Source organism: Bifidobacterium phasiani (assembly GCF_019331775.1).
GTDB lineage: Bacteria > Actinomycetota > Actinomycetes > Actinomycetales > Bifidobacteriaceae > Bifidobacterium > Bifidobacterium phasiani.
On record NZ_JAHBBD010000004.1, the window covers coordinates 23,600 to 49,075 of the forward strand.

Annotated in this window: 24 protein-coding genes; 7 read left to right on the forward strand and 17 right to left on the reverse strand. The window is 68.1% G+C overall.

Going from position 1 to position 25,476, the window contains the following annotated elements:
- From KIH73_RS02625 to KIH73_RS02640, 4 genes are all read right to left on the reverse strand, one after another.
- Entirely contained in the window at positions 1 to 720 is a 720-nt protein-coding gene (locus KIH73_RS02625) for a DUF969 domain-containing protein (RefSeq protein ID WP_219080257.1), read from the reverse strand.
- Between the two features lie 173 nt (positions 721 to 893).
- Positions 894 to 1,715 carry an ABC transporter permease gene (locus tag KIH73_RS02630; protein WP_219080259.1) on the reverse strand — a complete coding sequence of 274 codons (822 nt, stop codon included), beginning with the start codon at positions 1,713 to 1,715 and terminating at the stop codon, positions 894 to 896.
- The gene (locus KIH73_RS02635) at positions 1,712 to 2,446 is read right to left on the reverse strand and encodes an ABC transporter permease (RefSeq protein WP_219080261.1); all 735 of its coding nucleotides are present in this window, start codon (positions 2,444 to 2,446) and stop codon (positions 1,712 to 1,714) included. Before KIH73_RS02635 ends, KIH73_RS02630 begins: the two co-directional genes overlap by 4 nt.
- A gap of 55 nt (positions 2,447 to 2,501) precedes the next feature.
- A complete protein-coding gene (locus tag KIH73_RS02640) occupies positions 2,502 to 3,668 on the reverse strand; it encodes an ABC transporter ATP-binding protein (protein ID WP_219080263.1) in 1,167 nt (388 codons plus the stop codon).
- 169 nt (positions 3,669 to 3,837) lie between these two features.
- Here KIH73_RS02640 and KIH73_RS02645 point away from each other — a divergent pair, with 169 nt between their 5' ends.
- Both KIH73_RS02645 and KIH73_RS02650 read left to right on the forward strand, forming a co-directional pair.
- Positions 3,838 to 4,341 (forward strand): SRPBCC family protein, encoded by a 504-nt coding sequence (locus KIH73_RS02645; protein ID WP_219080265.1) that lies wholly within the window; start codon positions 3,838 to 3,840, stop codon positions 4,339 to 4,341.
- A gap of 81 nt (positions 4,342 to 4,422) precedes the next feature.
- Positions 4,423 to 4,965 (forward strand): peptidylprolyl isomerase, encoded by a 543-nt coding sequence (locus KIH73_RS02650; protein ID WP_219080267.1) that lies wholly within the window; start codon positions 4,423 to 4,425, stop codon positions 4,963 to 4,965.
- A 106-nt stretch (positions 4,966 to 5,071) separates the two neighbouring features.
- On the opposite strand, the gene KIH73_RS02655 is transcribed toward KIH73_RS02650, so the two are convergent.
- A complete protein-coding gene (locus KIH73_RS02655) occupies positions 5,072 to 6,469 on the reverse strand; it encodes an ATP-binding cassette domain-containing protein (RefSeq protein ID WP_338023938.1) in 1,398 nt (465 codons plus the stop codon).
- 4 nt (positions 6,470 to 6,473) lie between these two features.
- On the opposite strand from KIH73_RS02655, the gene KIH73_RS02660 reads away from it, so the two are divergent.
- A complete protein-coding gene (locus KIH73_RS02660; protein ID WP_219080271.1) occupies positions 6,474 to 6,833 on the forward strand; it encodes a hypothetical protein in 360 nt (119 codons plus the stop codon).
- A gap of 1,095 nt (positions 6,834 to 7,928) precedes the next feature.
- Here KIH73_RS02660 and KIH73_RS02665 read toward each other — a convergent pair.
- The 3 genes from KIH73_RS02665 to KIH73_RS02675 all read right to left on the reverse strand — a co-directional run bounded on the left by KIH73_RS02665 (position 7,929) and on the right by KIH73_RS02675 (position 11,100).
- A complete protein-coding gene (locus tag KIH73_RS02665) occupies positions 7,929 to 10,256 on the reverse strand; it encodes a RelA/SpoT family protein (protein WP_219080273.1) in 2,328 nt (775 codons plus the stop codon).
- Between the two features lie 74 nt (positions 10,257 to 10,330).
- A complete protein-coding gene (gene dut, locus KIH73_RS02670; protein WP_219080275.1) occupies positions 10,331 to 10,807 on the reverse strand; it encodes a dUTP diphosphatase in 477 nt (158 codons plus the stop codon).
- Complete coding sequence (locus KIH73_RS02675) at positions 10,807 to 11,100, reverse strand: DUF4193 domain-containing protein (RefSeq protein WP_219080277.1); 294 nt, start codon at positions 11,098 to 11,100, stop codon at positions 10,807 to 10,809. Before KIH73_RS02675 ends, dut begins: the two co-directional genes overlap by 1 nt.
- Before the next feature lie 154 nt (positions 11,101 to 11,254).
- Here KIH73_RS02675 and sepH point away from each other — a divergent pair, with 154 nt between their 5' ends.
- Complete coding sequence (gene sepH, locus KIH73_RS02680; RefSeq protein WP_219080279.1) at positions 11,255 to 12,214, forward strand: septation protein SepH; 960 nt, start codon at positions 11,255 to 11,257, stop codon at positions 12,212 to 12,214.
- Between the two features lie 294 nt (positions 12,215 to 12,508).
- Here sepH and KIH73_RS02685 read toward each other — a convergent pair whose 3' ends face one another.
- Complete coding sequence (locus KIH73_RS02685) at positions 12,509 to 13,729, reverse strand: alkaline phosphatase family protein (RefSeq protein ID WP_219080281.1); 1,221 nt, start codon at positions 13,727 to 13,729, stop codon at positions 12,509 to 12,511.
- 121 nt (positions 13,730 to 13,850) lie between these two features.
- Here KIH73_RS02685 and KIH73_RS02690 point away from each other — a divergent pair, with 121 nt between their 5' ends.
- The gene (locus tag KIH73_RS02690) at positions 13,851 to 16,562 is read left to right on the forward strand and encodes a DNA gyrase/topoisomerase IV subunit A (protein ID WP_219080285.1); all 2,712 of its coding nucleotides are present in this window, start codon (positions 13,851 to 13,853) and stop codon (positions 16,560 to 16,562) included.
- A gap of 50 nt (positions 16,563 to 16,612) precedes the next feature.
- On the opposite strand, the gene KIH73_RS02695 is transcribed toward KIH73_RS02690, so the two are convergent.
- The 5 genes from KIH73_RS02695 to KIH73_RS02715 all read right to left on the reverse strand — a co-directional run bounded on the left by KIH73_RS02695 (position 16,613) and on the right by KIH73_RS02715 (position 19,994).
- Entirely contained in the window at positions 16,613 to 17,245 is a 633-nt protein-coding gene (locus KIH73_RS02695; protein ID WP_219080287.1) for an ABC transporter ATP-binding protein, read from the reverse strand.
- Positions 17,246 to 17,298: 53 nt separating this feature from the next.
- A complete protein-coding gene (locus KIH73_RS02700) occupies positions 17,299 to 17,964 on the reverse strand; it encodes a hypothetical protein (RefSeq protein WP_219080289.1) in 666 nt (221 codons plus the stop codon).
- Between the two features lies 1 nt (position 17,965).
- A complete protein-coding gene (locus KIH73_RS02705; RefSeq protein ID WP_219080291.1) occupies positions 17,966 to 18,652 on the reverse strand; it encodes a hypothetical protein in 687 nt (228 codons plus the stop codon).
- Positions 18,642 to 19,439 carry an ABC transporter permease gene (locus tag KIH73_RS02710; protein ID WP_219080293.1) on the reverse strand — a complete coding sequence of 266 codons (798 nt, stop codon included), beginning with the start codon at positions 19,437 to 19,439 and terminating at the stop codon, positions 18,642 to 18,644. Before KIH73_RS02710 ends, KIH73_RS02705 begins: the two co-directional genes overlap by 11 nt.
- A 135-nt stretch (positions 19,440 to 19,574) precedes the next feature.
- Positions 19,575 to 19,994 (reverse strand): hypothetical protein, encoded by a 420-nt coding sequence (locus KIH73_RS02715; RefSeq protein WP_219080295.1) that lies wholly within the window; start codon positions 19,992 to 19,994, stop codon positions 19,575 to 19,577.
- A 412-nt stretch (positions 19,995 to 20,406) separates the two neighbouring features.
- On the opposite strand from KIH73_RS02715, the gene KIH73_RS02720 reads away from it, so the two are divergent.
- Together KIH73_RS02720 and KIH73_RS02725 are read left to right on the forward strand one after the other, a co-directional pair.
- Entirely contained in the window at positions 20,407 to 21,066 is a 660-nt protein-coding gene (locus KIH73_RS02720; protein WP_219080297.1) for a response regulator transcription factor, read from the forward strand.
- A 110-nt stretch (positions 21,067 to 21,176) separates the two neighbouring features.
- Positions 21,177 to 22,244, forward strand: coding sequence for a sensor histidine kinase (locus tag KIH73_RS02725; protein ID WP_219080299.1), 1,068 nt, complete (start codon positions 21,177 to 21,179; stop codon positions 22,242 to 22,244).
- Positions 22,245 to 22,650: 406 nt separating this feature from the next.
- Here KIH73_RS02725 and KIH73_RS02730 read toward each other — a convergent pair whose 3' ends face one another.
- The 3 genes from KIH73_RS02730 to KIH73_RS02740 all read right to left on the reverse strand — a co-directional run bounded on the left by KIH73_RS02730 (position 22,651) and on the right by KIH73_RS02740 (position 25,438).
- Positions 22,651 to 23,814: an ABC transporter permease gene (locus KIH73_RS02730; RefSeq protein WP_219080301.1), complete on the reverse strand. Its 1,164-nt coding sequence runs from the start codon at positions 23,812 to 23,814 to the stop codon at positions 22,651 to 22,653.
- Positions 23,802 to 24,473: an ABC transporter ATP-binding protein gene (locus KIH73_RS02735; RefSeq protein WP_236022538.1), complete on the reverse strand. Its 672-nt coding sequence runs from the start codon at positions 24,471 to 24,473 to the stop codon at positions 23,802 to 23,804. Before KIH73_RS02735 ends, KIH73_RS02730 begins: the two co-directional genes overlap by 13 nt.
- An 86-nt stretch (positions 24,474 to 24,559) precedes the next feature.
- Positions 24,560 to 25,438, reverse strand: a complete 879-nt coding sequence (locus KIH73_RS02740; RefSeq protein ID WP_236022539.1) for an efflux RND transporter periplasmic adaptor subunit — start codon at positions 25,436 to 25,438, stop codon at positions 24,560 to 24,562.
- Positions 25,439 to 25,476: the final 38 nt, after the last annotated feature.

Here is a 25,476-nt window from a genome sequence, read left to right on the forward strand (position 1 = left end):
TCACTCCCCTTCCTTCGCGACGGCGACCGACGCGGCCGCGGCCGGCGAATCGCCGTAGTACCGGCGACGCAGCCCGTTGTCCTTGACGATGTAGTAGGCGGCCGTCACGCCCACGGCGATGAGCGCGACCGGGATCTCGATCAGCGCCAGCTGCAGCAGATCGACGTCGTAGCCGAGCGGCGCCAGCGTGGTTTTGACCAGGATCGCGCCGGAGGTGCCGACGAACAGCACCTGGCCGAAGAACCAGGCGACGTTCTCCATGCCGGAGGCCATGCCCTTGAGCTGTTCGACGTAGTCCTCGTCCGGCTTGTGGCCGGCGGCCTCGATGGCGCCGACGGCCATCGGCATGATGATCGGCCGCACGAAGCCGGCCACGCCGCCGAAGCTGACGTTGAACGCGGCGAACACCAGGCGCATCACGCCGTACAGGGCGATGATGATGCCCGGCGTGGCGCCCTTGGCCCGGCCGATCAGCTCGGCCGCGGCCTGCTTGAGGCCGTTGCGTTCCAGCGTGCCCGTCACGAGCAGGATGATGATGAACAGCGTCACGCTGCGGTTCGATACGAACGACTCGCCCAGCGTGGTCAGGAAGCCGTCGATGCCGAGGTCGCCGAGCAGCGCGGTCACCACGGCGGCCAGGAACACGATCAGGATCGCGTCCAGCCGCAGGGCGAAGCCGACGATGACCACGGCGATGCCCAGGAGCACAAGATATTCCATGACAATCCCCTTGTCCGTCCGCCCGCGCCGCTCCGGCGCGACGGGCACGGAGTCGGCACGGGCGGTTCACGTACCTATGACTGATCAGGCAGCACTCTACACGAGTGCATAGTCATACACAAAAACGCATAGGCATGCATGGTCGGGCGCGGGTCGGGGCGGCGGGGCCCGGGCTACAGGCCGATGCCGGCGATGGTGTCGTGGCGGCGGCTGACGGCCCGGCACAGGCGCAGGGTCGCGACGGCGGCAAGGCCCCATGCGGCGCCGACGGCGATGCCGACGCCGGCGCAGGCCAGGGCGCGCGTCGTATGCGCGGCGGCGGCGCGGGCCGCGTCGGTCGTCCAGGCGATGGGGGTCATGTACGCCAACGCGCGCCAGGGCTGGGGCAGGGCGCCCGCGGGCGCGACCAGGCCGCACCCGATGGGCAGCAGGTAGCCGGCGAGGTTGGCCGGGAACAGCGCGTCGGTGCAGGCCAGCGAGAGCGCGGCGATGCACAGGCCCATGCCGAGCGAGGCCAGGCACGAGACGGCGGTCAGGGCGAGCGCGGCCGGGAGCAGGGCCAGCGGCGTGCCGCCGGGCCATGCGTCGGCCGGCGTGGCGGCGAAGGTGGCGGCCAGCGAGGCGAGCCCGCCGAGCAGAGCGACCAGCAGCATCGCGGCGAAGCGCCCGGCCCAGGAGCGCACGCCCGTGCCGGCGGCGACGAGCTCGTGCGGCAGGGTGCCCTCATAGCGGTCCTCGGACAGCGTGGAGGCGACGAGGGTGACGGTCTGGACCGCGCAGGAGCCGACGAGCGCGGCCAGCGTCGCGCCAGCCCCGCCCGCTTCCGACTGCCCCTGGCCGCTGCGGGACAGCAGCAGGTAGAACAACGCCGTGAACGCGGGCGCGGCGAGGGTCTGGACGGCGACGGCGGCCGGCGAGCCGAATTCCGGCATCGTGCGCAGGGTGACGCGCAGGCCGGTCATGAACGGGCCGGTCATGAATCGTGACGTGCTCATGCCAGATCGAGGGTTCCTTCCTGCCGGGCGCGGCGCAGGGCCTCGCGCAGGCCGAACGCGGCGGCCGCGGCGTAGGCGGCGGACAGGGCGAGGCACCCGGCGGCCTGCACGGGCATGGCCGGGTCGAAGGCCCGATGCCGGGCGACGTCGACCGCGAAGGTCAGCGGGTGCAGGTGGGCGATCAGCCGCAGCGGCGCGGGCAGGGCGGCGGACGGCGCGACGATGCCGCACAGCAGCCACACCGGGATCATGATCAGCGGTTCGAAGGCGATGGCGTGCCGGGAGAGCACGACCGCGCACGACAGCAGCGCCGCGCTCGCGCAGCAGGCGACCAGCGCCAGCAGGTAGCCGGCCGCCTGCGTGGCCAGGGCGGACGGTCCGGTCGCGTCCGCGCCGCCGCGGAACGGCAGGGTGGCCAGCACGGCGACGGGCAGGCCGACCACGCCGATGAGCGCGGCGGCGGCCACGACCGGCAGGAACACGGCCCACGCGGGCTGCACGCCAGCGGCCAGGTACTGCAGCACGCCCTGGAAGCGCTGGAAGCCGATGATGCCGGTCGCCAGCGTGGTCGTGGCCCACAGGCCGGCGACCGCGGCGTCGAACCATACCGTCGGGCCGGCGTGCCCGTGGTCGGCGACGATCCGGAGCAGCGCGAAGCTCAGCGGCGTGGCCAGCGCCGTCTGCAGGAAGAACGCGGTGGACAGCAGGCTGCGCATATGGAACAGGGTCATGCGCGCGGCCGCCGCCCAAGGGCGCTGCCGGCCGGGCGCGGCCGGGAAGTTCCGCTCACGCATCGCCGGCCTCCCGCTCCCCCGCGGCCGATGCGGCGACCGGGGCCGCGGTCGTGGTGGCCGCGGCATCGGTGGTGTCCGGGGAGTCGGCGTCGTCCGGAGCGGCTGTGTTGCGAACGCCTGTGTTGTCCGGAGCGCCGGCACCGCCCGGCGCGTCGCCCACGGCATCCCCGCTACCCACGTCACCCGCGTCGCCCGTGTCGCCCGCCGCGCGGCGTTCGCGCAGGATCGCCAGATAGGTCTCCTCCAACGTGGGCTCGCGCACTCCCATGCGGCGCAACCCCTCGGGCAGACCGTCCGGATCCGGCTCGCGGCCGCGCCAGGCGACGTCGACCGACCACACGCCGTTGCGCAGCGCCATGTCCACGCCGCGCACGCCCGGCAACGCATCCAGGCCCGTCGGGCCGTCCGCGCCGAACAGGCCGGCCGGCGCCGTGTACGAGGTCACCCCGTCGATCCGGACCATGCCGGCCAGGTCCCGCACGCCGCCCGAGGCGATGATGCGGCCGTCGTCGATGACGTGGATCCGGTCGGCCAGCGCCTCGGCCTCGGGCATCGCGTGCGTGGTCAGCAGCACGCCCGCGCCCTCGTCGCGCATGCCCGCCACCAGGGCGCGCACCTCGAGCGCGCTCTCCGGGTCCAGGCCCGTGGTCGGCTCGTCCAGCAGCACCAGCCGCGCGCGGCAGACCAGCGCGCGGGCGATGTGCAGACGCTGGCGCATGCCCCGCGAGAACGTCTCCACCCGTTCTCGCGCGTGCCCGCCCAGAGAGACCCGCTCCAGCGCGGCCGCGATCCGGGGCTCCTGCTCGGCGCGCGGCACGCCCGCCAGCTGGGCGAAGAACCGCAGGTTGTCGACCGCGCTGACGCGCAGGTAGAAGCCCCGCTCGCCGCCCAGCACCAGCGACAGGTCCGCGCGCGCCCGGCGCGGCTCGCGCACCGCGTCCACCCCGCACACCCGTATCTCGCCGGAATCCGGCACCAGCAGCGTCGACGCCATGCGCACCGTCGTCGTCTTGCCCGCGCCGTTCGGCCCCAGCAGGCACACCACCGAACCCGCGGGGACGTCGAACGAGACGCCGTGCACCACCTCGCGGCGCGCGGCCCCGCGGCCGAACGAGCGGCGCACCTCGCGCATCGACAGCACAGGTACAGTACGATCCATATACCCCCCAGTTTCTGCGAAAACAGCATCATCATACGGCACGCTCGCGAACGACGCCATCCCCGCCTTCCCCGGCGGCGCACAATCGATGCGTCCCGCCGACGGCCATACCCCGCCGGACGTAGAATGGCATCGATTTGCCGTGCGAACACGACGGAAAGGATTCCCCATGACCGATAACACCTTCACGTACGACGAGCTCATCGACCTGCCCATCGACGCCGTGTGGTCGGCGATGAAGCGCACCAGCGAGCTCGACGTCCTCGGCGGGCAGCAGGTCATCGAGCGGGACTCGGACGCCGACTGGACGTGCCGCACCGACGAGCGCAACACCTCGCGCTGCCATGCGGACTATGACGAGCCATCCCGCACCGTGACGGTGACGATCGCCTCGACCGCCAAGCGCGTCAAGGACACGACCACCATCGAAGCCAGGGCGGAGGGCGACGGCACGCGCGTCGCGGTCACCGCGGTCATCCGCGGCGGCGCCGTCGTCTCGGCCATGCTCAAGCTCATCGGCCGCGCCGGCGTGCAGAGCGTGAACAGGCGCATCGTGGCGAACATCGCCACGCTCGCACGGGGCGGCGCCACCCATACGATGACCGAGGAGGAGATCTCCGCGGCGGCCGGCGACCGGCTCGACGCGCTCAGGGAGCGGTCCGGGCGCCGGTGAGGGGCCGGCCCGCGGCCTTGCGACGCGGCCTTGCGACGCGGCCGCGGACAAGGTCGCGAGACCATGCGAAACTTGAGGACCATGAGCACTACAGTCATCATGCACACCTCCGAAGGTGACATCACGATCAACCTGTTCGACGACCAGGCCCCGGAGACGGTGGCCAACTTCGTCGGCCTGGCCACCGGCGAGAAGACCTGGACCGATCCGATGACCGGCGAGAAGCGCAACGACCCGTTCTACGACGGCCTGACGTTCCACCGCATCATCAAGGACTTCATGATCCAGGGCGGCTGCCCGCTGGGCACCGGCACCGGCGGCCCCGGCTACGACTTCGACGACGAGATCGTCCCCGAGCTGAAGTTCGACCACCCCTACCTGCTGGCGATGGCGAACGCCGGCCTGCGCCGCGGCATGGACGGCAAGATCCACGGCACCAACGGCTCGCAGTTCTTCATCACCACCGTGCCGACCCCGTGGCTCGACGGCCACCACACGATCTTCGGCGAGGTCGCCGACGACGAGTCGAAGGCCGTCGTCGACAAGCTCGAGTCGGTGCCCACCGACCGCTCCGACCGCCCGATGGAACCGGCCGGCATCATCTCGGTCGAAGTGGTGAAGTGACCGTTTCCCCGTCGCCGCGATAGGCGGTAACGACGACGAGGCCCCGCCCAGGCGGGGCCTCGTTGCGTATCCGGGCGGTCACGCGCCTACGGATGGACGTGTTCCGTTACCGGATGTCGTCGTCCGCGCGGGCGACGTCCACGACAGTGCCGTCGCGCATCGTCACGATGGCGCTGGCGTGCCCGGTCAGCCACGGGCTGGCCCGGTGCGTGACGATGACGGCGCAGCGGAACGCGCCGGCGATCACCCGTTCGAGCCGTTGTGCGGTGTCGGCGTCCAGTCCGGTGTCGAACTCGTCGAGCAGGCAGCACCCATAGCCCTGCGCGAAGACGCGGGCGAGCAGCAGCCGCTGCCGTTCGCCGCCCGACAACAGGTTGAGGCTGTCGTCCACGACCGCATCCAGCCCACGTTCCCGCGCCCACCCGCCCAACTGGGCGGCGTCGAGCGCCCGCAGCACCGCGGCGTCGTCCATGCGTTCGTCGAACAGCCTCACGTTCTCTCGGATCGTGTCATGGAACACATGGCTGTGCTGCGACAGGTACCCCGGCCGCATCGGCGGGGCGTCGCGGCCCGTCGATGCGGCGTCGCGCATCCGCGCGATTCCCCGATAGTCGTCGTCGAGTCCGGCAAGCGCCCGCAGCAGCGACGATTTGCCGGCCCCGGACGGTCCACGCACGACGATGACGCCGTCCATCGGCAGATCGAGGTCGAACGCCCGACCGGCGCCGTGCAACCGCAGCGCGCGGCAGACGAGGCGGACCGTGCCCGCCGCTCCCCCGGCCGACGGTTCGCCCACGACGCCCGTGGAACACGTGCCGCTCGCCGCGGCATCCAACGGGCCGGAGGACGGCGCTGCGGCAACCGGCACCGCTGCACCGCGCGATTCGGATGCCGGCACCGTGGTATCAGACGATTCCGGCGTCGAGCCGCAAGACGTCGCTCCGCCGCGATTCCACGATGCGACCTCACGTCGCAGTGCCGCCAGCGTCTCGCATCCGGCGTGCCATTGGGCGATCAGCCCTGACATCTGGAACAGCGGCACCGAGATGTTGCCGATCAGCGCGTACATGGCGACGATGCGCGCGACATCGAGGTTCCCGCGCATGACCAGCGCGCCGCCGATCAGCCAGATGCCGAAGATCAGCACATGGCTGAGCGCGTTGACCACAGCATCGACTCCGGTCTGCACCGCGGCGTCCGTTTCCGCCCTCTGCAGCCAGGATTCATTGCATCGGGCGAAGCGCTGCACGACCTGCCGGCCGCGGCCGAACAACCGCCAATCGGCCAGACCGCGCAACAGGTCGCCGAGGCGGGCGTTCAGGTCGTTTTCCGCCTCGACCAGACCGCCGCGGGCGCGTTCCACCCGGCTCCGCGCGGCGATCGGCACCAGCGCCATCGGCACGCATAGCACCAACGCGCACATGCCCAGCAACGGGCTTATCGCCATGATCGCGGCGATAGCGAAAGCGACCTGCGACGCCAGTATCAGACCATAGAGCCCCACGTCGATGAGGTCGGCCCTTGATCTGGCCCAGTTGGGCCGTCATCTGCGAAAGCAACCGGTCGGCGTCGATGCCCGCCAGTCCGGAAAGCGGCACGTCATCGAGACGCAAGAAGACGCGCGAACGCAGTTCGGCAAGCAGCCGACGCGCCAGCCGTTCGGCGCACGACTGCCGCCGCCAGTAGACCAGCGCCTCGACGGCGACCACCGCCACCGCCGCAGCGGCGCAGACGGCGAACCGTCGTCGCCCGCCGCCCTCGACGGCCCCGATCAGCGCCTGCAGCACGAACGCATCGGCCGATATCAGCATGCCCAGCACGACGGTGAGCACGCAGCACATGGCCACGAACCGTCGCTGGGCGCATAGGATGTCCTTCATTGCATATACCCCAGTCATTCCGGGGCGTCGGTTCATCGTCGCCGTCGGGTGGCGCGGCATTCATGGCCGGGCGACGCCCATGGCGGGCGTGCCCATGGCTGACGCAATGCCTGATTGCACGGTATCCAGTTGGCGCGCGGCCCGGCCGGCACAATGCCCAGCCAACGCAATGCCTGCCCGCGCGGTGCTGGGCCGGTTGGCTATGGCGTCCCCAGCCGGCGCGGCACGCACTCCCCGGTCGTTTCCCGATGGGGCGTCGGTTCGGTAGCACTTGTGGCGGTACCTGTGCTACCGAACCGACACTGGGGATCACCCAGTGTCGGGTAAAACGCAGCCGCCCCGTTGTTTATCAACCAAAACCGACGCTGGCAGACACCGGGCCCCGCAACCATCGGACCGCAACCACCGACCCGCAACCACGGGCCTACGGTCACCTGCACCGCATCCACAGACCCACGGTCACCGGGAACTGACGACAGCACGGTTGGTATCCGGAACGCCCGCAGCCACGGGCCCACGGTCACCGAACTGCACCACAGTCACCGGACGAAACCTCCGGACACGGTCACCGGACCACAGCCACCTGACAAGACCGGACCGACCACTGCTCGGGGACGCGTCCGAAACGGCCGCCGAACATGACGCCGGACTCTGGACACGGGCGGACGCCGGAGAACGGCGAACGTACCCGGCCGTCAGGCAGGCGAAAGTCGGGCATGCGCAAGCGAACACAACCGCCCACCCTTGCGGCGGACGGGACGGCCGTGCCCTGAGACACGGCGACGATGGGGCGACGCCCCTCATCCTTCATTACGACAACACCGGCCGCAAAGGCCGGAATGCGAAACCAGACGGCGGCGCGCCCACGGGTGCGGGCGACGCGGGCCGACGATTCTGGTCACGCAACCGGATGGATGTCGAACAACAGCGCGTGGTACATAACAACCCCCAAATCGGATCCCGGGCGCGGCCATGCGGCACTCGCTCCGGAACCATGCCGATACTCCTGTGGTTCCAGACGAACCTCGTTCATCCTACCATCACACGACTCCGACACGGGCGCGACCGCCCACGGAGCGCCCGCTACTGCATGCGGCGCAGGCGCGGCTCGGCGGAGTCCTTGGCGCCGGTGATGCGGTAGACGTCGAAGACGCCGTCGATCTTGCGCACGGCGGCCAGCAGCGTGTTCAGGTGCTGCGGGTCGGCCATCTCGAACGAGAACTGGCTGGTGGCCACGCGGTCGGCGCCGGTGGTGATGTTGCCGGACATGATGTTGACGCCGTGGTCGGAGAGCACGCGCGTCACGTCGCTGAGCAGATGCGGCCGGTCGAGCGCCTCGACCTGGATCTTGACCATGAACAGGCCCTTGGTGCTCGTCCACTGCACCGGCACGACGCGCTCGGGCTGGCGGCGCTGCAGGTCGATCATGTTCTGGCAGTCCGTGCGGTGCACCGACACGCCCTGGTTGCGGGTGATGAACCCGACGATGTCGTCGCCCGGCACCGGGGTGCAGCAGCGGGCCAGCTTGACCCACACGTCGCCCACGCCCTTGACCGAGATGCCGAGCGCGTTGGTCGGCTTCTTGCGTTCGGGGGCGCGCAGCGGCAGCAGCTCCTGCTCGGCCTCCTCGTCGACCTCGTCGCTGCCGGCGTCCTTGACCAGGTGGGCGATGACGTTCTGCGTGGAGACCTGGCCGTCGCCGATCGCGGCGAACAGGCTGTCGGGATTCGGATAGTTGAGCTCGTCGGCCACGCCGATCAGCGCCTCGTTGGTCATCAGCGCGGAGACCGGCAGGTTGCGCTTGCGCATCGCGCGGGTCAGGTCGTCGCGGCCCTCCTCGATGGCCTCGCTGCGGCGCTCCTTGCTGAACCACTGGCGGATCTTGTTGCGCGCCTTCGGGCTCTTGACGAAGCTCAGCCAGTCGCGCGAGGGGCCGGCGGTGTCGGACTTCGAGGTCAGCACCTCGACGGTGTCGCCGTTCTCCAGCTTGGTGTCCAGCGGAACGAGGCGCCCGTTGACGCGCGCGCCCATGGTGCGGTGGCCCACCTCGGTGTGCACCGCGTAGGCGAAGTCCACCGGCGTGGCCTCCGCGGGCAGGGACACGATCTTGCCCTTCGGCGTGAACACGTACACCTCGGCGGAGCCGAGATCCTCCTTGAGCGAGCCGAGGAACTCGTTGGAGTCCGGCGTCTCGCTGGTCCAGTCGGCGAGCTGCTGGATCCACTTGAGGTTGTCGGCCTCGCTGAGCTCCTGGTTCTCGCCGCTCTCGCGCCGCCGGTCGGCCTTGTCCGGCGAGCTGAGCGCGCGCCCGGCCTGGCCGTTGGCCTTGTACTTCCAGTGGGCGGCGATGCCGAACTCGGCGCGGCGGTGCATGTCCCACGTGCGGATCTGGATCTCGACCGGCTTGCCGCCGGGGCCGACCACCGTGGTGTGCAGGCTCTGGTACATGTTGAGCTTGGGCATCGCGATGTAGTCCTTGAACCGGCCGGGCACCGGGCTCCAGCGCGCGTGCACCGCGCCCAGGGCCGCATAGCAGTCGCGGATCGAGTCGACGATGATGCGCACGCCCACCAGGTCGTAGATGTTCTCGAAATCGTGCCCGCGCACGATCATCTTCTGGTAGATCGAGAAGTAGTCCTTCGGCCGGCCGGTGACGTAGGCCTTGATGTGCTGGGCGTCGAGGTCCTCGTTGATCTCGGCCAGGATCTGCTTGAGGTAGACGTCGCGCTGGCCGGCCCGGCGGGCCACCAGCACCACGATCTCGTTGTAGATCTTCGGGTACAGGACCTTGAAGCTGAGCTCCTCGAGCTCGGTCTTGATGGCGTTCATGCCCAGGCGGTTGGCCAGCGGGGCGTACACATCGAGCGTCTCGCGGGCCTTCTTCTGCGCGCTGGCGGTCTTGACGTAGCGCCAGGTGCGCGCGTTGTGCACGCGGTCGGCGAGCTTGACCACCAGGACGCGCACGTCGCGGCTCATCGCCACGACCATCTTGCGGATCGTCTCGGCCTGCGCCGAGTCGCCGTACTCCATCTTCGAGAGCTTGGTGACGCCGTCGACCAGGCCGGTGACGGTGTCGCCGAACTCGGCGCGGCACTGCTCCAGCGTGTAGTCGGTGTCCTCCACCGTGTCGTGCAGCAGGCCCGCGGCGACCACCAGCGGCCCCATGCCCAGGTCGGCGAGGATCTGCGCGACGGCGAGCGGGTGGATGATGTACGGCTCGCCGGACTTGCGGCGCTGCGGCGAATGCTGGCGCACGGCCCGCACGTAGGCGCGCTCGAGGATCCCCATGTCCTCGCCGGGGTGGTGCGACCGGCAGGCGGCCATGATCGGCTCGAGCGGATCGAGCGGATTGGCGCTGATCTCGCAGCCCAGCATACGAGCGGAGAAATGCTCACCATCGATGTCAGCCATACGCCCCATGCCTCCTCTCGTATGCACAATATCCTACCCGCGCCGTCCTGCGGCGACGCGGCGGAATGTCGCGGTCAGGACGCCACCCCGGTCGACCCGAAGCCGCGTTCGGCGCGGTCGGATCCGGGCAGCCGCTCGGCCTCGACGAACCGGGCCTCGACGTAGCGCTGGATGACCAGCTGGGCGATGCGGTCGCCCGGGTGAAACACCGCCGTGTGCTCCGGGTCGAGGTTGATCAGCGGCACCTTGATCTCGCCGCGGTAGCCGGCGTCCACCGTGCCGGGCGCGTTGAGCACCGTCACGCCCTGACGGGCGGCCAGGCCCGAGCGCGGATGCACCAGGCCCACGTACCCGGCGGGCAGCGCGATGGCCACGCCCGTGGGCACCAGGGCGCGCTCGAACGGGCGCAGCGTGACCTCCACCGTGGTCGTCAGGTCGGCGCCGGCGTCCCCGGCGTGGGCGTAGCGCAGGCGCGCGGGGTGCTCGGGGTCGAGGGAGCGGACCAGGACCTCGGCGTTCTCGGGCTCGTTGTAGGACTCGACGAAGGCCATCAGGCGGCGCACTCCCTGCACACCGGCTGGCCGTCGGCCGTGGTGTGGGCCAGCTGGCTGCGGTGCTTGACCAGGAAGCACTCGGAGCAGATGAACTCGTCGCCCTGCATCGGGATGACGGTCACCGACGCGTCCTCGTTGCTCAGATCGGCCCCGGGCAGCTCGTAGTCCTCGGCGATGGCGTTCTCGTCGTCGTCGATGTCGCTGGAGTTGTTCTGGGCACCCTTGCCAAGCGCCTGCAGCGATTCCTCGTCCTCGTCCTTGTTGCGGGGGGAGTCATAGTCCTGAGCCATGGATGTTCCTTTCGACGTGCGGTGCGACGTGGTATGCGCCACAGCATACATGACATGTACCCCGCATAGGATACACGATTTGAAATACTCGTAAAATACGACACGTAGGGCACAATGGAATGTGGAACAAATCAACGAGGAAAGTGGTGCGCTCATGACTGAACATCAGCCTGATCAAGCCCGGTTCGACCACGTCGACGAAACGGGTGCCCTGGTGTTCGCCGCGGGCGAGGCGAGGTTCGTCGTCCAGGTCGACGACACGCTGGAGCGCGCCATCCTCGAGGCCAAGCAGATCGCCTCCGAATCCGGCGGCGCCAGGCGCCGGCCGAGCGGCCAGTCCCTGCCGATCTCGCAGATCCAGGCGCTGATCCGCGCCGGGGCCGAGCCCTCCCGCGTCGCCGAGCGCTACGAGCTGAGCGAGGCGCTGGTGCGCCGCTTCTCCGCCGCCGTGGAGACCGAGAAGCAGTACGCCATCGAGCAGTTCCTGTCGGTCCCGGCGCCCAAGGACAGCCGCATGCACACGGTCTCCGATCTCATCGAACGCACGCTCGCCGCGGCGCGCGTGCGCCCCGGCGACGTGCAGTGGCGCGCGACACGCCGTGGGCTGGAGCCGTGGCGGATCTCGGCGCAGTTCACCTCGGCCGGGCGCACGATCCGGGCGGAATGGACCTGGAACATGCACGACAACGCCGTCGTGTGCATGAACCGCACGGCCAAGATCCTGCTCGGCGAGCAGAACCTCGACAAGCAGGGCTCCACGATCTCCTCGCGCAAGGACGCCGCCCCGGGCGACGACGAGGGGTTCTCCGTCGCCATCGACCTGCCCGGCGACTCCGCACGTTCGGCGCGCATCGAGCAGGCCGTCTCGGCGTGGAGCGCGCCGGAGCCCTCGATGCCGGCGGCGAGACCGGAGCCCCGCACCCAGCCGGCGGCCGGCGACGCGGCCGGCGACGGCGACACGCCCCGCTCCCCCGCCTCCGAGGCGGGCGCCGACGGCGACGCGGCCGGCGGGCAGACCGAGCGACAGGACAACCCGCCCGCGACGAAGCCGGCCAAGCGCCGCTCCGGGCGTTCCGCGGTCCCCAGCTGGGACGAGATCCTGTTCGGCGACTGATTTCCGCGCCCCGCCGCACCTTGACACACATTGTGCATGCGGGACTACCGTGCCCAAGGGCGGAATCACGGGCTTCATGCACGCAGATCTTCGCACACATTGTGCGCGCGGGACGACCGTGGCCGGGGGCGGAATCACGGGCTTCGCGTACCAGCATCTTCATACACATTGTGCGCGCGGGACCCTGATGACGCCCTCCCTATGCGGCGTCGGCATCGGCATCGGCGTTGTGGCCGGGCGCCCCGCCGCAGCGCGCGGCGGGCGGTCCCGCAACCGTTGGGCCGGGGAATCAGCTCAGGTCAGGTCGATCAGGCAGGGGATGTCCATCTCCAGCATCGTGCGCGAGCCGTGCACGCTGGGCAGCCGCGTCGCCGCGTCGCTCTGCGTGCGCGAGTCGACGATGGTGGCCGCCCCGAGCGCGTAGACCAGCACGTCGCCGATCATCGAGCCGGCGCGCGGGTCGAGCGGGCCGAACACGCCCTGCGAGCAGGCCTCCTCGCGCGTCATCACCAGCGCATGGCCGCCGAGGAAGGAGCGCCACCGCTCGGCCACCTCGCGCGCGTCCACGCCGTCCTCCACGTACAGCATCGGGGCGCGGGCCTCGCCGCCGACCAGCGCCACGCCGCGGCGCAGCGCCTCGTGCTCGGCGATGTCGACGCGCAGCGCCGGGTCGGCGGCGATCATGCCGTGGTCGGCGCTGATCACGATCAGGGTGCCCCTGGGCACGCTGCGGTGCAGCAGCGCCAGCTGCGCGTCGATGCGCTCGAAGGTGCCGATCCACTTCTCCGAGTCCCAGCCGTAGGTGTGCCCGACCTTGTCGGCGTCGCGGATGTACAGGTACGTCAGTCCGGGCTCGGCGGCAGCCGCCGCGGCGACGCGCACCCGCTCGGCCGGCGCGACGTTGCCGATGTAGTCGCCGCCGCGCAGCGCCGCCTCCGTCAGCGGCGAGGCGGCGAACTTCGGCAGGCCGGAGCTGGTCACGCGCACCCCCTGCGCCGTCAGACGCTCGAACACGGTGGGCTGGCGTTGCAGGTCGCGCGGGGCGATCGAGTCGCGGAACTGGATGAGCTGCGCCAGCCCGCCGGTGCGCGGGTTGCGCTGCGTGTAGCCGGTCATGCAGGTCAGCCCCGGGCAGGTGCCCGTGCCGAACGTGGACATCGCGGCCACGGTGGTGCTCGGCGTGCACGTGCTGATCGGGCGCAGGTTCGCGGGCTCGTTCATCAGCGAGCGCAGGTAGGGCGCGTGCCCGAGCCGCATCGCCAGGTTCCAGAAGCCCAGCCCGTCCACCAGCACGACGACCGCGGAACGCGCGTCGGGCAGCCCGAGCGCCCGCTGCACCGCCTTCGGGTCGCGGTGGACCTCGGTGGGCACCGGGTGGCCGATCGCCGCGGACAGCGCGGGCAGCACGCCGGACAGGTGGCGCGCGCCGCCGCGCCCCCCGCCGCATCCGTCCCCATAACCCGCGACCGGCACCGGGCCCAGCAGCTCCTCCATCCGTGGCACATCAACGCTCATACCGCCATTCAATCACCGCAGGGCGAAAAAGGCCCCCGCGCCCGGACCGCATGTCGGACGCTTGGCGGGGCGGTCGGATAATATGGTTCGGTTCGCAAGTCAGTCGTTGGGAGCTTCATCTATGGCATCACATCGCAAACCGGCGCAGCCGGCGTTCGACCCGCGCACGATCAAGGAGAACATCGTCGAGACGCCGCTGAACGAGGAGATGAGCAAGTCGTTCCTCGAATACGCGTACTCGGTGATCTACGCCCGCGCGCTGCCGGACGCCCGCGACGGCCTCAAGCCGGTGCAGCGCCGCATCGTCTACCAGATGGGCCAGATGAACCTCACGCCGGACCGCCCCTACATGAAGTCGGCCCGCGTGGTCGGCGAGGTGATGGGCAAGCTGCACCCGCACGGCGACTCGGCGATCTACGAGGCGATGGTGCGCCTGGCGCAGCCGTTCGCGATGCGACTGCCGCTGGTCGACGGCCACGGCAACTTCGGCTCGCTCGACGACGGCCCCGCGGCCTCCCGGTACACCGAGGCCCGGCTCGCGCCCGCGGCCCTGGGGATGAACGCAGACATCGACGAGGACACCGTCGACTTCTCCCCCAACTACGACAACAAGCTCAAGGAGCCGACCGTGCTGCCGGCCGCGATCCCGAACCTGCTGGTCAACGGCGGCTCGGGCATCGCGGTGGGCATGGCCACGAACATGGCCACCCACAACCTGGGCGAGGTCATCAACGCGGCCAAGCACCTGCTGGCGCACCCCGACGCCACGCTGGAGGAGCTCATGCGCTTCGTGCCGGGGCCGGACTGGCCGGGCGGCGGCGTCATCATCGGCCGCGACGGCATCCGCGACGCGTACGCGACCGGCCGCGGCACGCTGACCACGCGCTCCGCCGCGCACATCGAGAACGTCACCGCCCGCAAGAAGGCCATCGTGGTCACCGAGCTGCCGTTCATGGTCGGCCCCGAGCGCGTGCTCGAACGCATCTCGGAGGGCGTGAAGAACCGCAAGCTGGAGGGCATCTCCGGCGCGATCGACCTGACCGACCGGCACAACGGCACGCGCATCGTCATCGAGATCAAGTCCGGGTTCGACCCCAACGCCGTGCTCACGCAGCTGTTCAAGCACACGCCGCTGCAGGACAACTTCACGATGAACAACGTGGCGCTCGTCGACGGCCGGCCCCACACGATGGGCCTCAAGGAGATGCTGCAGGTGTGGATCGACCACCGCCGCACGGTGGTGCGCCGGCGCAGCGAGCATCGCCGCGCCAAGGCGCAGGAGCGGCTGCACCTGGTCGAGGGCCTGCTGCTGGCGATGGTCGACATCGACGAGGTGATCCAGGTCATCCGCTCCTCCGACGACGCGGATGCGGCCAAGACCCGGCTGATGGCCGTGTTCGACCTCGACGAGATCCAGGCGCAGTACATCCTGGACCTGCGGCTGCGCCGGCTGACGCGCATGAGCCGCATCGAGCTCGAGGCCGAGCGCGACGACCTGCGCCGGCGCATCGAGGAGCTGGAGCGGATCCTGGCCTCGGATACGGAGCTGGACCGCGTGGTCGTCGCCGAGATGGACGAGGTCGCGGCGAAGTACGGCACGCCGCGGCGCACCGTGCTGCTCGACGTCGGCCCCGACGGCGAGCTGACCCCGGTGACCGCCGCCGGCGACGAGGGCGTGCCGGCCTCCGCGATGGAGGCCGTGCGCGCCGCGCACACCGTCTCCTCCGCCGAGGCCGACGTCAAGGCCGCCGCAGCGGCCGCGCGCAAGGCCGGCGACGAACAGGGCGCGACCGCGGCGCTGCAGCTGGACGACGAGCCCTGCGTGGTGATGATGGGCGCGACCGGGCTGATCGCGCGCACCTCCCCCAGCGCGATGGACGTGTGGCGGGCGCGTTCGGCCGCCGACCCGCGCGTGCCCGAGGACCAGATCGTCGCGCTGTTCGAGACGACGACGCTGGCCTCGTACGCGCTGATCACCTCCGCGGGCCGGCTCGTGCTCGCGCATGTGGCCGACCTGCCGGCGCTGCCCGCCTCCACGACGCTGAGCGTGGCCGGCGGCGTGCGCGCCGACGAGCTGCTGGGCGCGACCGAAAGCACCGACCCGGTCCCGGGCGAGCACGTGGTCACGGCGATCGCGATGGGCGCGGCGAAGTCCGGCGGAAACGCGGGCGGCGCGGACGACGGGACCGGCGCCGCGGCGCTGCCGCCGCTGGCGATCGGCACGCGCCACGGCGTGGTCAAGCGCTGGAACCGCGAGTCGCCGACCACGATGGACTCCTGGAGCGTGATCGACCTCAAGGACGGCGATACCGTGGTCTTCGCCGCGCCGGCCGCGGACGAGGACCGGCTGGTGTTCGTCTCCACGGACTCCTCGCTGCTGACCTTCGAGGCCGGCAACGTGCGCCCGCAGGGCCGCACCGCCGGCGGCATGGCCGGCATCAAGCTGGCCGAGGGCTGCCGGGTGGCCGCGTTCAACGTGGTGAGCGCGGGCAGGGTGGCGTGGACCTACGACGAGGGCGAGAACGGCCTGTTCTCCGCCTCCGGCGCGGTGGTGCTCACCGTGGCCGGCGACGCCGACGCGCTGCCCGGCACCGAGAACGGCTCGGCCAAGGTCACGCCGCTGGAGATGTACCCGACCAAGGGCCGCGCCACGGGCGGCGTGCGCTCGCAGCGCTTCCTCAAGGGCCAGAACACGCTGATCTTCGCGTGGGTCGGCGAGTACCCGATCCACGCCTGCACCGAGGGCGGCCACCCGGTCGAGCTGCCGAAGCCGGACATGCGCCGCGACGGCTCGGGCACCGACCTGGCCGCGCCGATCGCGTTCGCGGGGTGAGCGCCGGCCCGTCCGCCGTGCGCGGCCGGAGGCGGACCGGTCCGCGGCGGCTAGTCGACGGTGAGCCGGCCGTCGGCCATCATGTAGATGTGGTCGGCGATGCGCGCCAGCTCGCCGCTGTGGTGACTGGCGATCAGGATCGTGTTGCCGGCGGCGCGCTGGCGGTCCATCTCCTCGAGGAAGCGCTCGACCGAGGGCTCGTCCAGGCCGTTGGTCGGCTCGTCGAGCAGGATGAGCCGCTGGTGCTCCATCAGCGCCTGCACGATGGCCAGCTTCTGCCGCATGCCCAGGGAGTACGACCGGACCTTCTCGTGCTCGTGCCCGCGCAGCCCGAACAGCTCCAGCAGCCGCTCCGTCTCGACGCGGTCGAACCGGCGGTTGATGCCGGCCAGGTATTCCAGGTTCCCCATCGCGCTCTCGTACAGGACGAAGCCCGGATGCTCGATGATCACGCCGATGTTCTCCGGCGGCCGGCGGTTGAACTCGACCGGTTTGCCCCCGATGCTCACCGTGCCGCGATCCGGCCGGATGAACCCGCAGATCGCGCGCAGCAGCATCGTCTTGCCCGACCCGTTGGGCCCGACGATGCCGTACACCGCGCCGCGCTCGAACCCCGCGTCGATGTCGCGCAGCACCACCCTGCGCCTGATGGTCTTGGTCAGACCGGTGATCCGCAGATACATGACTTGCTCCTTCTTGCTCGTGCGGTGCCGGCGGCGTGGCCCGCCGGCACCGGTCAGATGATCTCCAAACGCCGGAACCGGCACAGGTCGAACGCCGCCGCGGCCACGCCGGCGACGGCGAGCGCCGGCACCCAGTTCGGCACCGACCCCGCGCCCGTCCCGACCAGCCATGCCGTGGCCGCGGGGACGGACACCGGCGCCGCGTAGGCGACGACGGCCATGAAGTACCCGAACGCCCGGTTGCCCGCCAGATAGCCCGCGCCGACCAGCAGGGACAGCACCAGCAGCGTCCACCCCGCGCACAGGGCCGACGCCGCAAGCCTCACCGGGTCGGCGAATGACGCCACTCGTATCGCCACGGCGAGCTGAATGGCGGTGAACGCGCAGCAGTACGCGGCCGTGATCGCCAGGTACCTAAGGAAATGCGCCGCGGTGCGCGGCCGCCTGACATAGACCAGATAGTCGGGCGAGGCCAGGTACTCCAACGGCTGGTCCATCGGCAGCGCCAGGCCCGCCGCCATGAAGGCCAGCGGGAAGATGTTGTACGCCAGCGGAGGAACGCCGGGATCGTTCGACGGCCTGAACATGCCCATGAACACGGTGAGGTCCTGGCCGGTCTGGTAGTACTGCCAGACCATCACGGCGTAGATCGCCGCCACCAGCAGGCGCAGCTCGTTGCGCGCATGCAGCATCTGTCGGAACCGGGCCCACGCGCGCATGTCAGCCCTCCAGCCGTTCGCGTCGCCCGAACACCGCGACGTTCGCCACCGCCATGAGCACGCAATAGCCCACAAACGGCAGCAGCAGGTCCACGGCCACCGACCGCCAGTCCGGGGCGACCGGCTGCCAGAACCAGCACAGGTACCGGACCGGTTCGCCGGCGAGGGGCAGCAGCAGCCACATCGCGATCGCGTACCAGCCGATGAGCACGGCCGTGACGTGCTCCCAGACCAGGCCGCAGTTCGTCAGCAGCAGCTGCACCGCGCCCACCGAGGCGTTCATCATCAGCAGCTGCACGGCCAGCAGCGCCAGAAACGGCAGCTCCGCCGCAACCAGCGTCCCGCCGATCGCCTGCATGGCCGCGAACGCCGCGACGGCCACCGCGACCTCGGCCAGATCCACGACGACCAGGTGCGCCGCGTTCGCCAGCAGCTCCCTGCGGATGTCCACCCGCACCGCCTCCTCGACCCGGTAGCGGACGTGGAACACGTACGTGAGCAGCAGATACGCCGGCAGCACCGCGTTCGTGGCGGGGTACCGCAGGAAGCCCGCGTAGTCGATCGGAATGCCGTGCGGACGGACCAGCGACATGCAGCAGTAGGCCAGGCAGGCCGCCGACGCGCAGCACGCCAGCAGCGCCATGCCCGGGGAGATCCGGCGGCGGACGCCGCGCCCGTCACCGTTCATCGCGCCGCTCCTGCGCCATCAGCAGCCCGACGGACGCCCCGGCCAGCAGGACGACCGTCAGCGCCAGGCCGACGACGTTCTGCGCGCGCAGCCCGTCCGTGCTGCCCGGGCCGATGGACAGGAAGATGACATGGCTCCACTGGTCCGGCACCAGACCGCCGGTCAGCGCCGGCAGCATCCACCACGCCAAGCTCGCCACGAACGGGACGATCAGCTCCACGTACCGGCGCCGCACGAAGAACGAGACGCCCACCCCCAGCGCGGCGTACAGGCCGGATATCGCGGCGACCAGCAGCACCACGACGACGATGCACAGCACCTGGTTTACGCGGTAGACCGGGTACATCCACGACATCGACGAGATCAGCACGTACCGCTGCAGGAACATGCCCTGGGCGTCGAACTCCGTGCCGTCGATGAACTCCAGATGCGGGTTGCACGCGGCGGCCCAGCACAGATTCAACACCAGCGGCAGCACGCCGCCCACCGCGCCGGATATCCAGCCGGACACCATCGAGGTCCGCAGGAACCGCGCCCGCCCGTCGCGTACCACCACCTCGCCCAACCGGGAGTAATGCCGCTCGGTCGACACGGCGCCGCTGCCGGCCAGCGCCGCGAGGAACGGCAGCAGGAACAGGTACAGGCCCGAACCGGTGCCGTACTGGCTGAACAGCATCACGTCGCACAGGAAATTGGGGGCGCTGTCCGCGATGACGTAGCTGGCGTGGTCGGTGGTCCACCATTGCACCCCGATCAGCAGCAGCGACGCCAGGAGTATCACCGCCATCCTCGGGCTCAGCAGATCGCGGCGAAGCCGCCGAGCCAGTATGTACCGATCCATGCCTTCCCCCTCCCAACGGCAGTCGTTGTCCGGCATCACTGTGCCGTGGTGCCGGACAACGATCATGCGGCAATCTCAAAGTCAGCGGCTATCCGGGCTCCATACACCGGCCGCTTCGGTGCCTGTAGAGTAGTATTGAGTATTCTGCAGTCGCATATGCACCTGCTTGGGGCCGTCAAACAACTGATACGCCTGATTGGTGACATACCCGGAGGTTCCGGACTGCAAAGTCACAGTGCCCGACCTGACATCTTCGTTGGAATAACCCAGCATCCACGCGCGGATGGTGCGCCCTCCAGAAACATGATCGGCTCGGATGAATCCGTTGGAGGTGTCCTGCTTCTGACGATTGGGCGTATCGGACGTGTTCCAACTGGTCAGATAGGCACTCCATGAGGACTGCGAAGTGTTACCGGCAATGGCTGGAGCCGCAAAACACAACGAGGCTGCGACGACCGCCAGCACCGTTGCCGCTCGGGTCCACACACTTCGAGTGTTCATGATCAAAATCCTTTCTCTTCGTTGCGAATATGGACAATAAAATCGTGCTCTACCAACACCCTGTTAAACAAACTCATGTCACAATAATTGCGACACTATGAACACCACCAATCTGGAAGCCATGTGGGGCAATCAGCTGTGATGATGTTAACCGCCCCGTTCCCGAAAACAGCAGACACTGCAGCCGCATTAAACGGTAAACCCACCGCAAAGAACAAACACAACCCGATGCACCCCAACCGTATCGTCATTATCGCTTCCTTATACGAACATGCTGAATACCATTACCTTTTGCCAGACGCAATGCTTGTAATTCCACGTTGTGTCAAGAAAATCTTGACAATTCCGTTAATTCCGAACAGCGGCATGTTATGGTGATTCGGTTGGTAGAACTTTCACCGCGAAAGAAACCATGAGAGAGAAGACAACCATCGGGGTTCTGGACAATGATATCTGGAGCGCACAGTCAATCGCCGACTGGATCAGTCGCAGCGGACAGCGATTCCTGGTCATCTGGTCGTGCACATCAGTAACACAGGCGCTCCACCATTGTCTCTTCGATAGCAGCCGCCCGCAAGTGCTGATTCTGGACATGGCATTGAACGGTACCAGTGGCATCGATGTGTGCCGAATAATCCGGCAACGCACCGCGGATATCGGCATCATTGGCATCTCCTCTTATAATCCCAACCGGTATCGGAATGATCTTGCCGCTGCAGGAGCTCAAGCGCTTCTTTCCAAGGACCAAATCACCCAACAATTGAACGCAATCATCCCCGTTGTGGCGCAAGGAGATACGCCCGAATCGGAAACATTCATGACCGCCCTCCAGGCCCATCAGCGCTTTGCCCAAACCACCAGACACTGCACAAACGCTGTACCAGCACTAAGCTTCCGTGAACTGCAAGTTCTGCATATGTACGACCAAGGCCATACTACAGAAGAAATCGCACAGTCCCTGCGTATATCTGCCAACTCCGTCTTCACTTACGTACATCGCGCTGCAGCCAAGCTGGGAACTACCGATCGGAGACAGACAATCCGGAAAGCCAAAGATTACGATCTCATATGAACAGCACATCAATACAACGACTCTTCCAACAACGCAATACCTCATCGTTGCCGCCTATGTGCGGGGTATGGTCCATTGGATTCGCTGCACTGTCCGTCATGCTGTGCATCGTGGAAATCACCATCGGATACAACGTACCGGATTCCCCTTCGGCTTGGGTATTTTGGGGAATGACAATACTCGCCATCTTGATTCTTGCAGTGATTCCGCCATACGGAGCGTTATGCATCGTCATCTGCTGGCAAATCAGTTACTACATCCCGTTCCCGACTCCCAGCATGCTCATCGTCATCGGCTTCGTACTCATGGTATTCCTAGGGTTCCTTTCCCTGCCAATCGCTCTAATAATTTCTCTCATCTCCACAATCTATAAAATCATTGCCATTCCCGCCGGCGTTTCCGATGCATCGATGAACGACACGGTGCTCTTCCTGTCGACCATGGTCGCATTGTCTGCAACCGGGTTCGGTATTCGCCGTTATCGGGAATACTATGCGTTCCTGGTTCAACGTGAACAACAACGACGCAGGGACCACGTCATCGCGGACCTGCACGACTCCGTCTGTAACGATCTCAATCTCGCGCTCATCCAATTGGAAACGTACGAGGCGAAAACCGATCTGGATGCACGACGCAATCAGTTGCGTCACGTACATGATGACATCATGAGAGCACTAGCTAAAACCCGAGCGGTGCTCGACACTCTGCAGGATGATGTCCAAGATCTCGCATACCCTCCCATTTCAACAAACAAGGTTCCATTGGGTCCTCTTATCCATGAACAACGCCAACGATTGGAAGAGGCCGGATTCTCCGGCATCCTGCTGGCACATGATTCGAATACAGCCGATGCCGACATTGCAACGGATGAGAACCGGGCGATCGTCATCACTGGATTTATCCGGGAGACGGTCAACAACATCATCAATCATGCGGATCATGCGCACGAATACATCATGCTCATCGGAGTCAGAGGTGACACGTTACATATCGAAGTCTCCGATACGCCACGTCTCAATGCCGCGCCGCATAGGACCAATGGCATGGGACTAAGCTTTTACCGAAATCAAGTCGAATCCCTCGGCGGCGCCATAACCGTCCAACGGGATCCCCAGCTCTGGTCGATGCAGGCAACCATCCCATTATCGGGCAAAGCTGCCATTTCGCAGTGCATGTGATTGTGTTCCTCATCAATTGAATGAAGCACATATTCGTTACGGATGGAACACGACTGCAATCGAACATCTTCTTGATATCTGTCTTAACGCGCACATGGCACGTTTCGTTTCAATCAGGTATCGCGAGCAACACCGTAAGGCACCATACGCCAAACATGCATAAGGAAAACAGTCATTCAATAGCGAATGAGACAGTCCTATAAACACATGTCCTCGTACGATAAACCAGGCAATCAAAAAGGCGACAAGCCCGTATGGTCACGCATAGAACGAGTTCACACACACTGGATACTTCAATGCCACCGACCAGCTACTCCTCAAACGCTACATCCAGTTCCTGCGGGCCAGCATACCGTTGTCGGATTGAACCGCGACGCTGTGACGGCATGCCGGCGATGCGGCCTGATCATCGCAGCGCCAACGCGGGCTGCAGGGACGCGGCTTTGACGGCGGGGGCGAGGGAGCCCAACAGCGCGGTCGCGGCGGCCGCAGCGCAGGCCGCCAGCGCCGCCACGGCCGGATACGGCGGCATGTCGACAAGGCTGTCGTCCAGCATGGTGTTCGATACGACGGCGACCACCACTACGGACAGCAGCGTCGACGCGACGGCCACGATAAGGCTCAGCAGCACGGACGAGCCCACGACCAGCAGCATGATGTCGAGCCGGGTCGCGCCGAGCGCGCGGCGGATCAGCAGCTCCCGCGCGCGTTGTTCGATGCCGGCGAGTCCGATATTGACCACGCCTATGCCGGCCACCATCAGCAGCAACGCCGCGCAGGCCAGCGTGCCGAACTGCAGGAAGGCGATGACCTGTTCATAGGTCCCGGCGTTGTCGCTGCGCGTCCAGTCGGCGAGCCGCCCTCCCACCGTGTCGTGCACCAGGTCGTCGATGGCGCTGTGCAGGGTCTGCTCGTCGATGCCATCGGACGCCGGGTGGCAGTGCAGCGTCAGCTCGGTCGGATTCCACATCTGCGGGAAGAACTGTTCCATCGCCGCCGCATTCACGTACACCGCGGGCTCCCGAATGCCGTCGTCGACCACGCCCGCGACACGCAGGACAGCCTCGTGCGTGCCGCCATGGACGCCCAACGTGATGGAACCGTCGCCGGACACCATTGTCCGGGCCGCCGCGTTGACCACCGCCTCGGGGCCGGACGGCTCCCCCTCCGCCGTCAGCCATCGCCCTCGTTCGCGCGCCATCGGGAAGACATCGCTCCACGAATCGGTCGTGATGACGATCGTGGCGTCGCCGGGGACACCGCCCGCCAGTCGCACGACCAAGGCATCTACCCGGTAGCGCACGGCGAGATCCCCCGGGGCGAACGTGTCGGCCGCGTGACGCAGCGCGGTGTTTCGCTCCATGTCGGTCAACAGGGCGCCGTCGACCCGGGCGGTGTAGGTCGGCGCCCATCCCGACAGCCGCGCGTTGACCGCCTCGAGATAGTCACGGCCGATAGTGCCGATCACCACCGACGCGATCAGCGCCAGCACGCCGATTCCCATCGACAACGCCGTCAGCGTCGTGCGCAGTGGCGACACCCGCAAGTCGGCCACGATCATGCGGAGCATGACAGCCTCCCCCGCTCCATGACCAGCCGACGCTGGCAGCGTTCCGCCAATCGCACGTCATGGGTGACCAGCACCAATGTCACGCCATCGGCGCGGACCCGGTCGAACAGCATGTCGGCGACCTCGTCGCCCGTCGAGGTGTCCAACGCTCCCGTGGGTTCGTCACAGATCAACATGTCGGGATTATTGACCAGCGCACGGGCGATGGCCACGCGTTGCTGCTCCCCGCCCGACAACACGACCGGTCTGGCGTCGGCCTTGCCGTCCAGGCCGACGCCCGCCAGCGCACGCAGCGCAAGTCTGCGCATCCGGCCGCGCGACAAACGGCGCCGGGAGTACTCCAACGGTATGGCGACGTTCTCCCATACGCGCAGATGAGCAATCAGAGAATAGTTCTGGAACACGAATCCGACGTGGTCGCACCGGAACCGGGACAACTCGGCATCCGACCACCGGTGCACGGGTCTGCCCTCATACAGCAGACGCCCGGAGAACCGCGTGTTCAGCAGACCGATGATCGATGCCAGACTCGTCTTGCCGGACCCGGACCGCCCCACGATCGCCGTCGACGAGCCTCGGCGCAGCGTCAGGGTCACGCCGTCCACGGTCGTCAGATCCGACCCGTCCGCCAGACGCACCGTCGCGGTCACCTCACGCATCGCCACGATGGGAACGGCGCCGTCATCGACATCGGCACCGATGTCCCGCCCGGCGTCGCCGATGGTTCCGCCTTCGGCCACGCCGTTCATGACGCTTCGCCGCCGGCGATGAGGTTCGGCGCGACCGACGACACCATATCCCCTTCCGCCAGCCCGTCCAGGATGATAATCGACGTGCCGTCCGAGGCACCGAGCGAGACATCGACGAGCACGTACCCATCGCCGTCCTTGCGCAGCACCTGCCCACGGCCGGCACGCCCCGCCACCGCGGACACGGGGAGCAGCAGCGCATCCTCCACGGCGGGAGCCGTCACCACCGTGACGACGCTCTGCCCGGAGGAGACCGCCGCGTCCTTGGGGAACAGGCATTGCACCACGGTCGCACCAGACGCATCGACGGCTCCCTCGGCCGCCGTACCATCCCCCGCGGGCACGACGGCCACGCAATCGGTCGGTCCCTGGCCTCCGGTCACCTGGAAGCGGCCGGACAATCCGCCCCGGGCGTCGCCGGTGCGCAGCAGCGCGGACACGTCGACCTGCGATGACATGCCGCCGTACCGCAGCAGCATCACCGGATACCCGACCGCCACGTCGTTGTCCGGCGCCAGCGATTCCACGACGCCGTCCGCCACAGCCGTCAGCGGCTCGCCGTCCACGGTTCCCAGAACGTCGCCGGCAGCGACGTATTCGCCGTCGGCGACGCCGCCGTGGAACATCCCATGACGGGGCGCAGCGATGGCGAAAGGCTGCGATACCAGCACCGTCGACGTGGACGACACCGTGGGGACGAGCCGGCCTCGGGACACCTCGATCGCCTCGGCGGGTTCGGTCGTCGCCACGCCGTCGGCAATGCCACCGTCGGGTCCGGAGGCACACCCGACGCACGCAAGCAGGCATGCCGGCGCAACCATGCACAGTAGCGACGTCATCGTACCGCGCAGGCGCGCCGTCGCACGACGGAACATACGGCCCCGCCTCCGCGGTCGCGACGCATGGCCGGCGC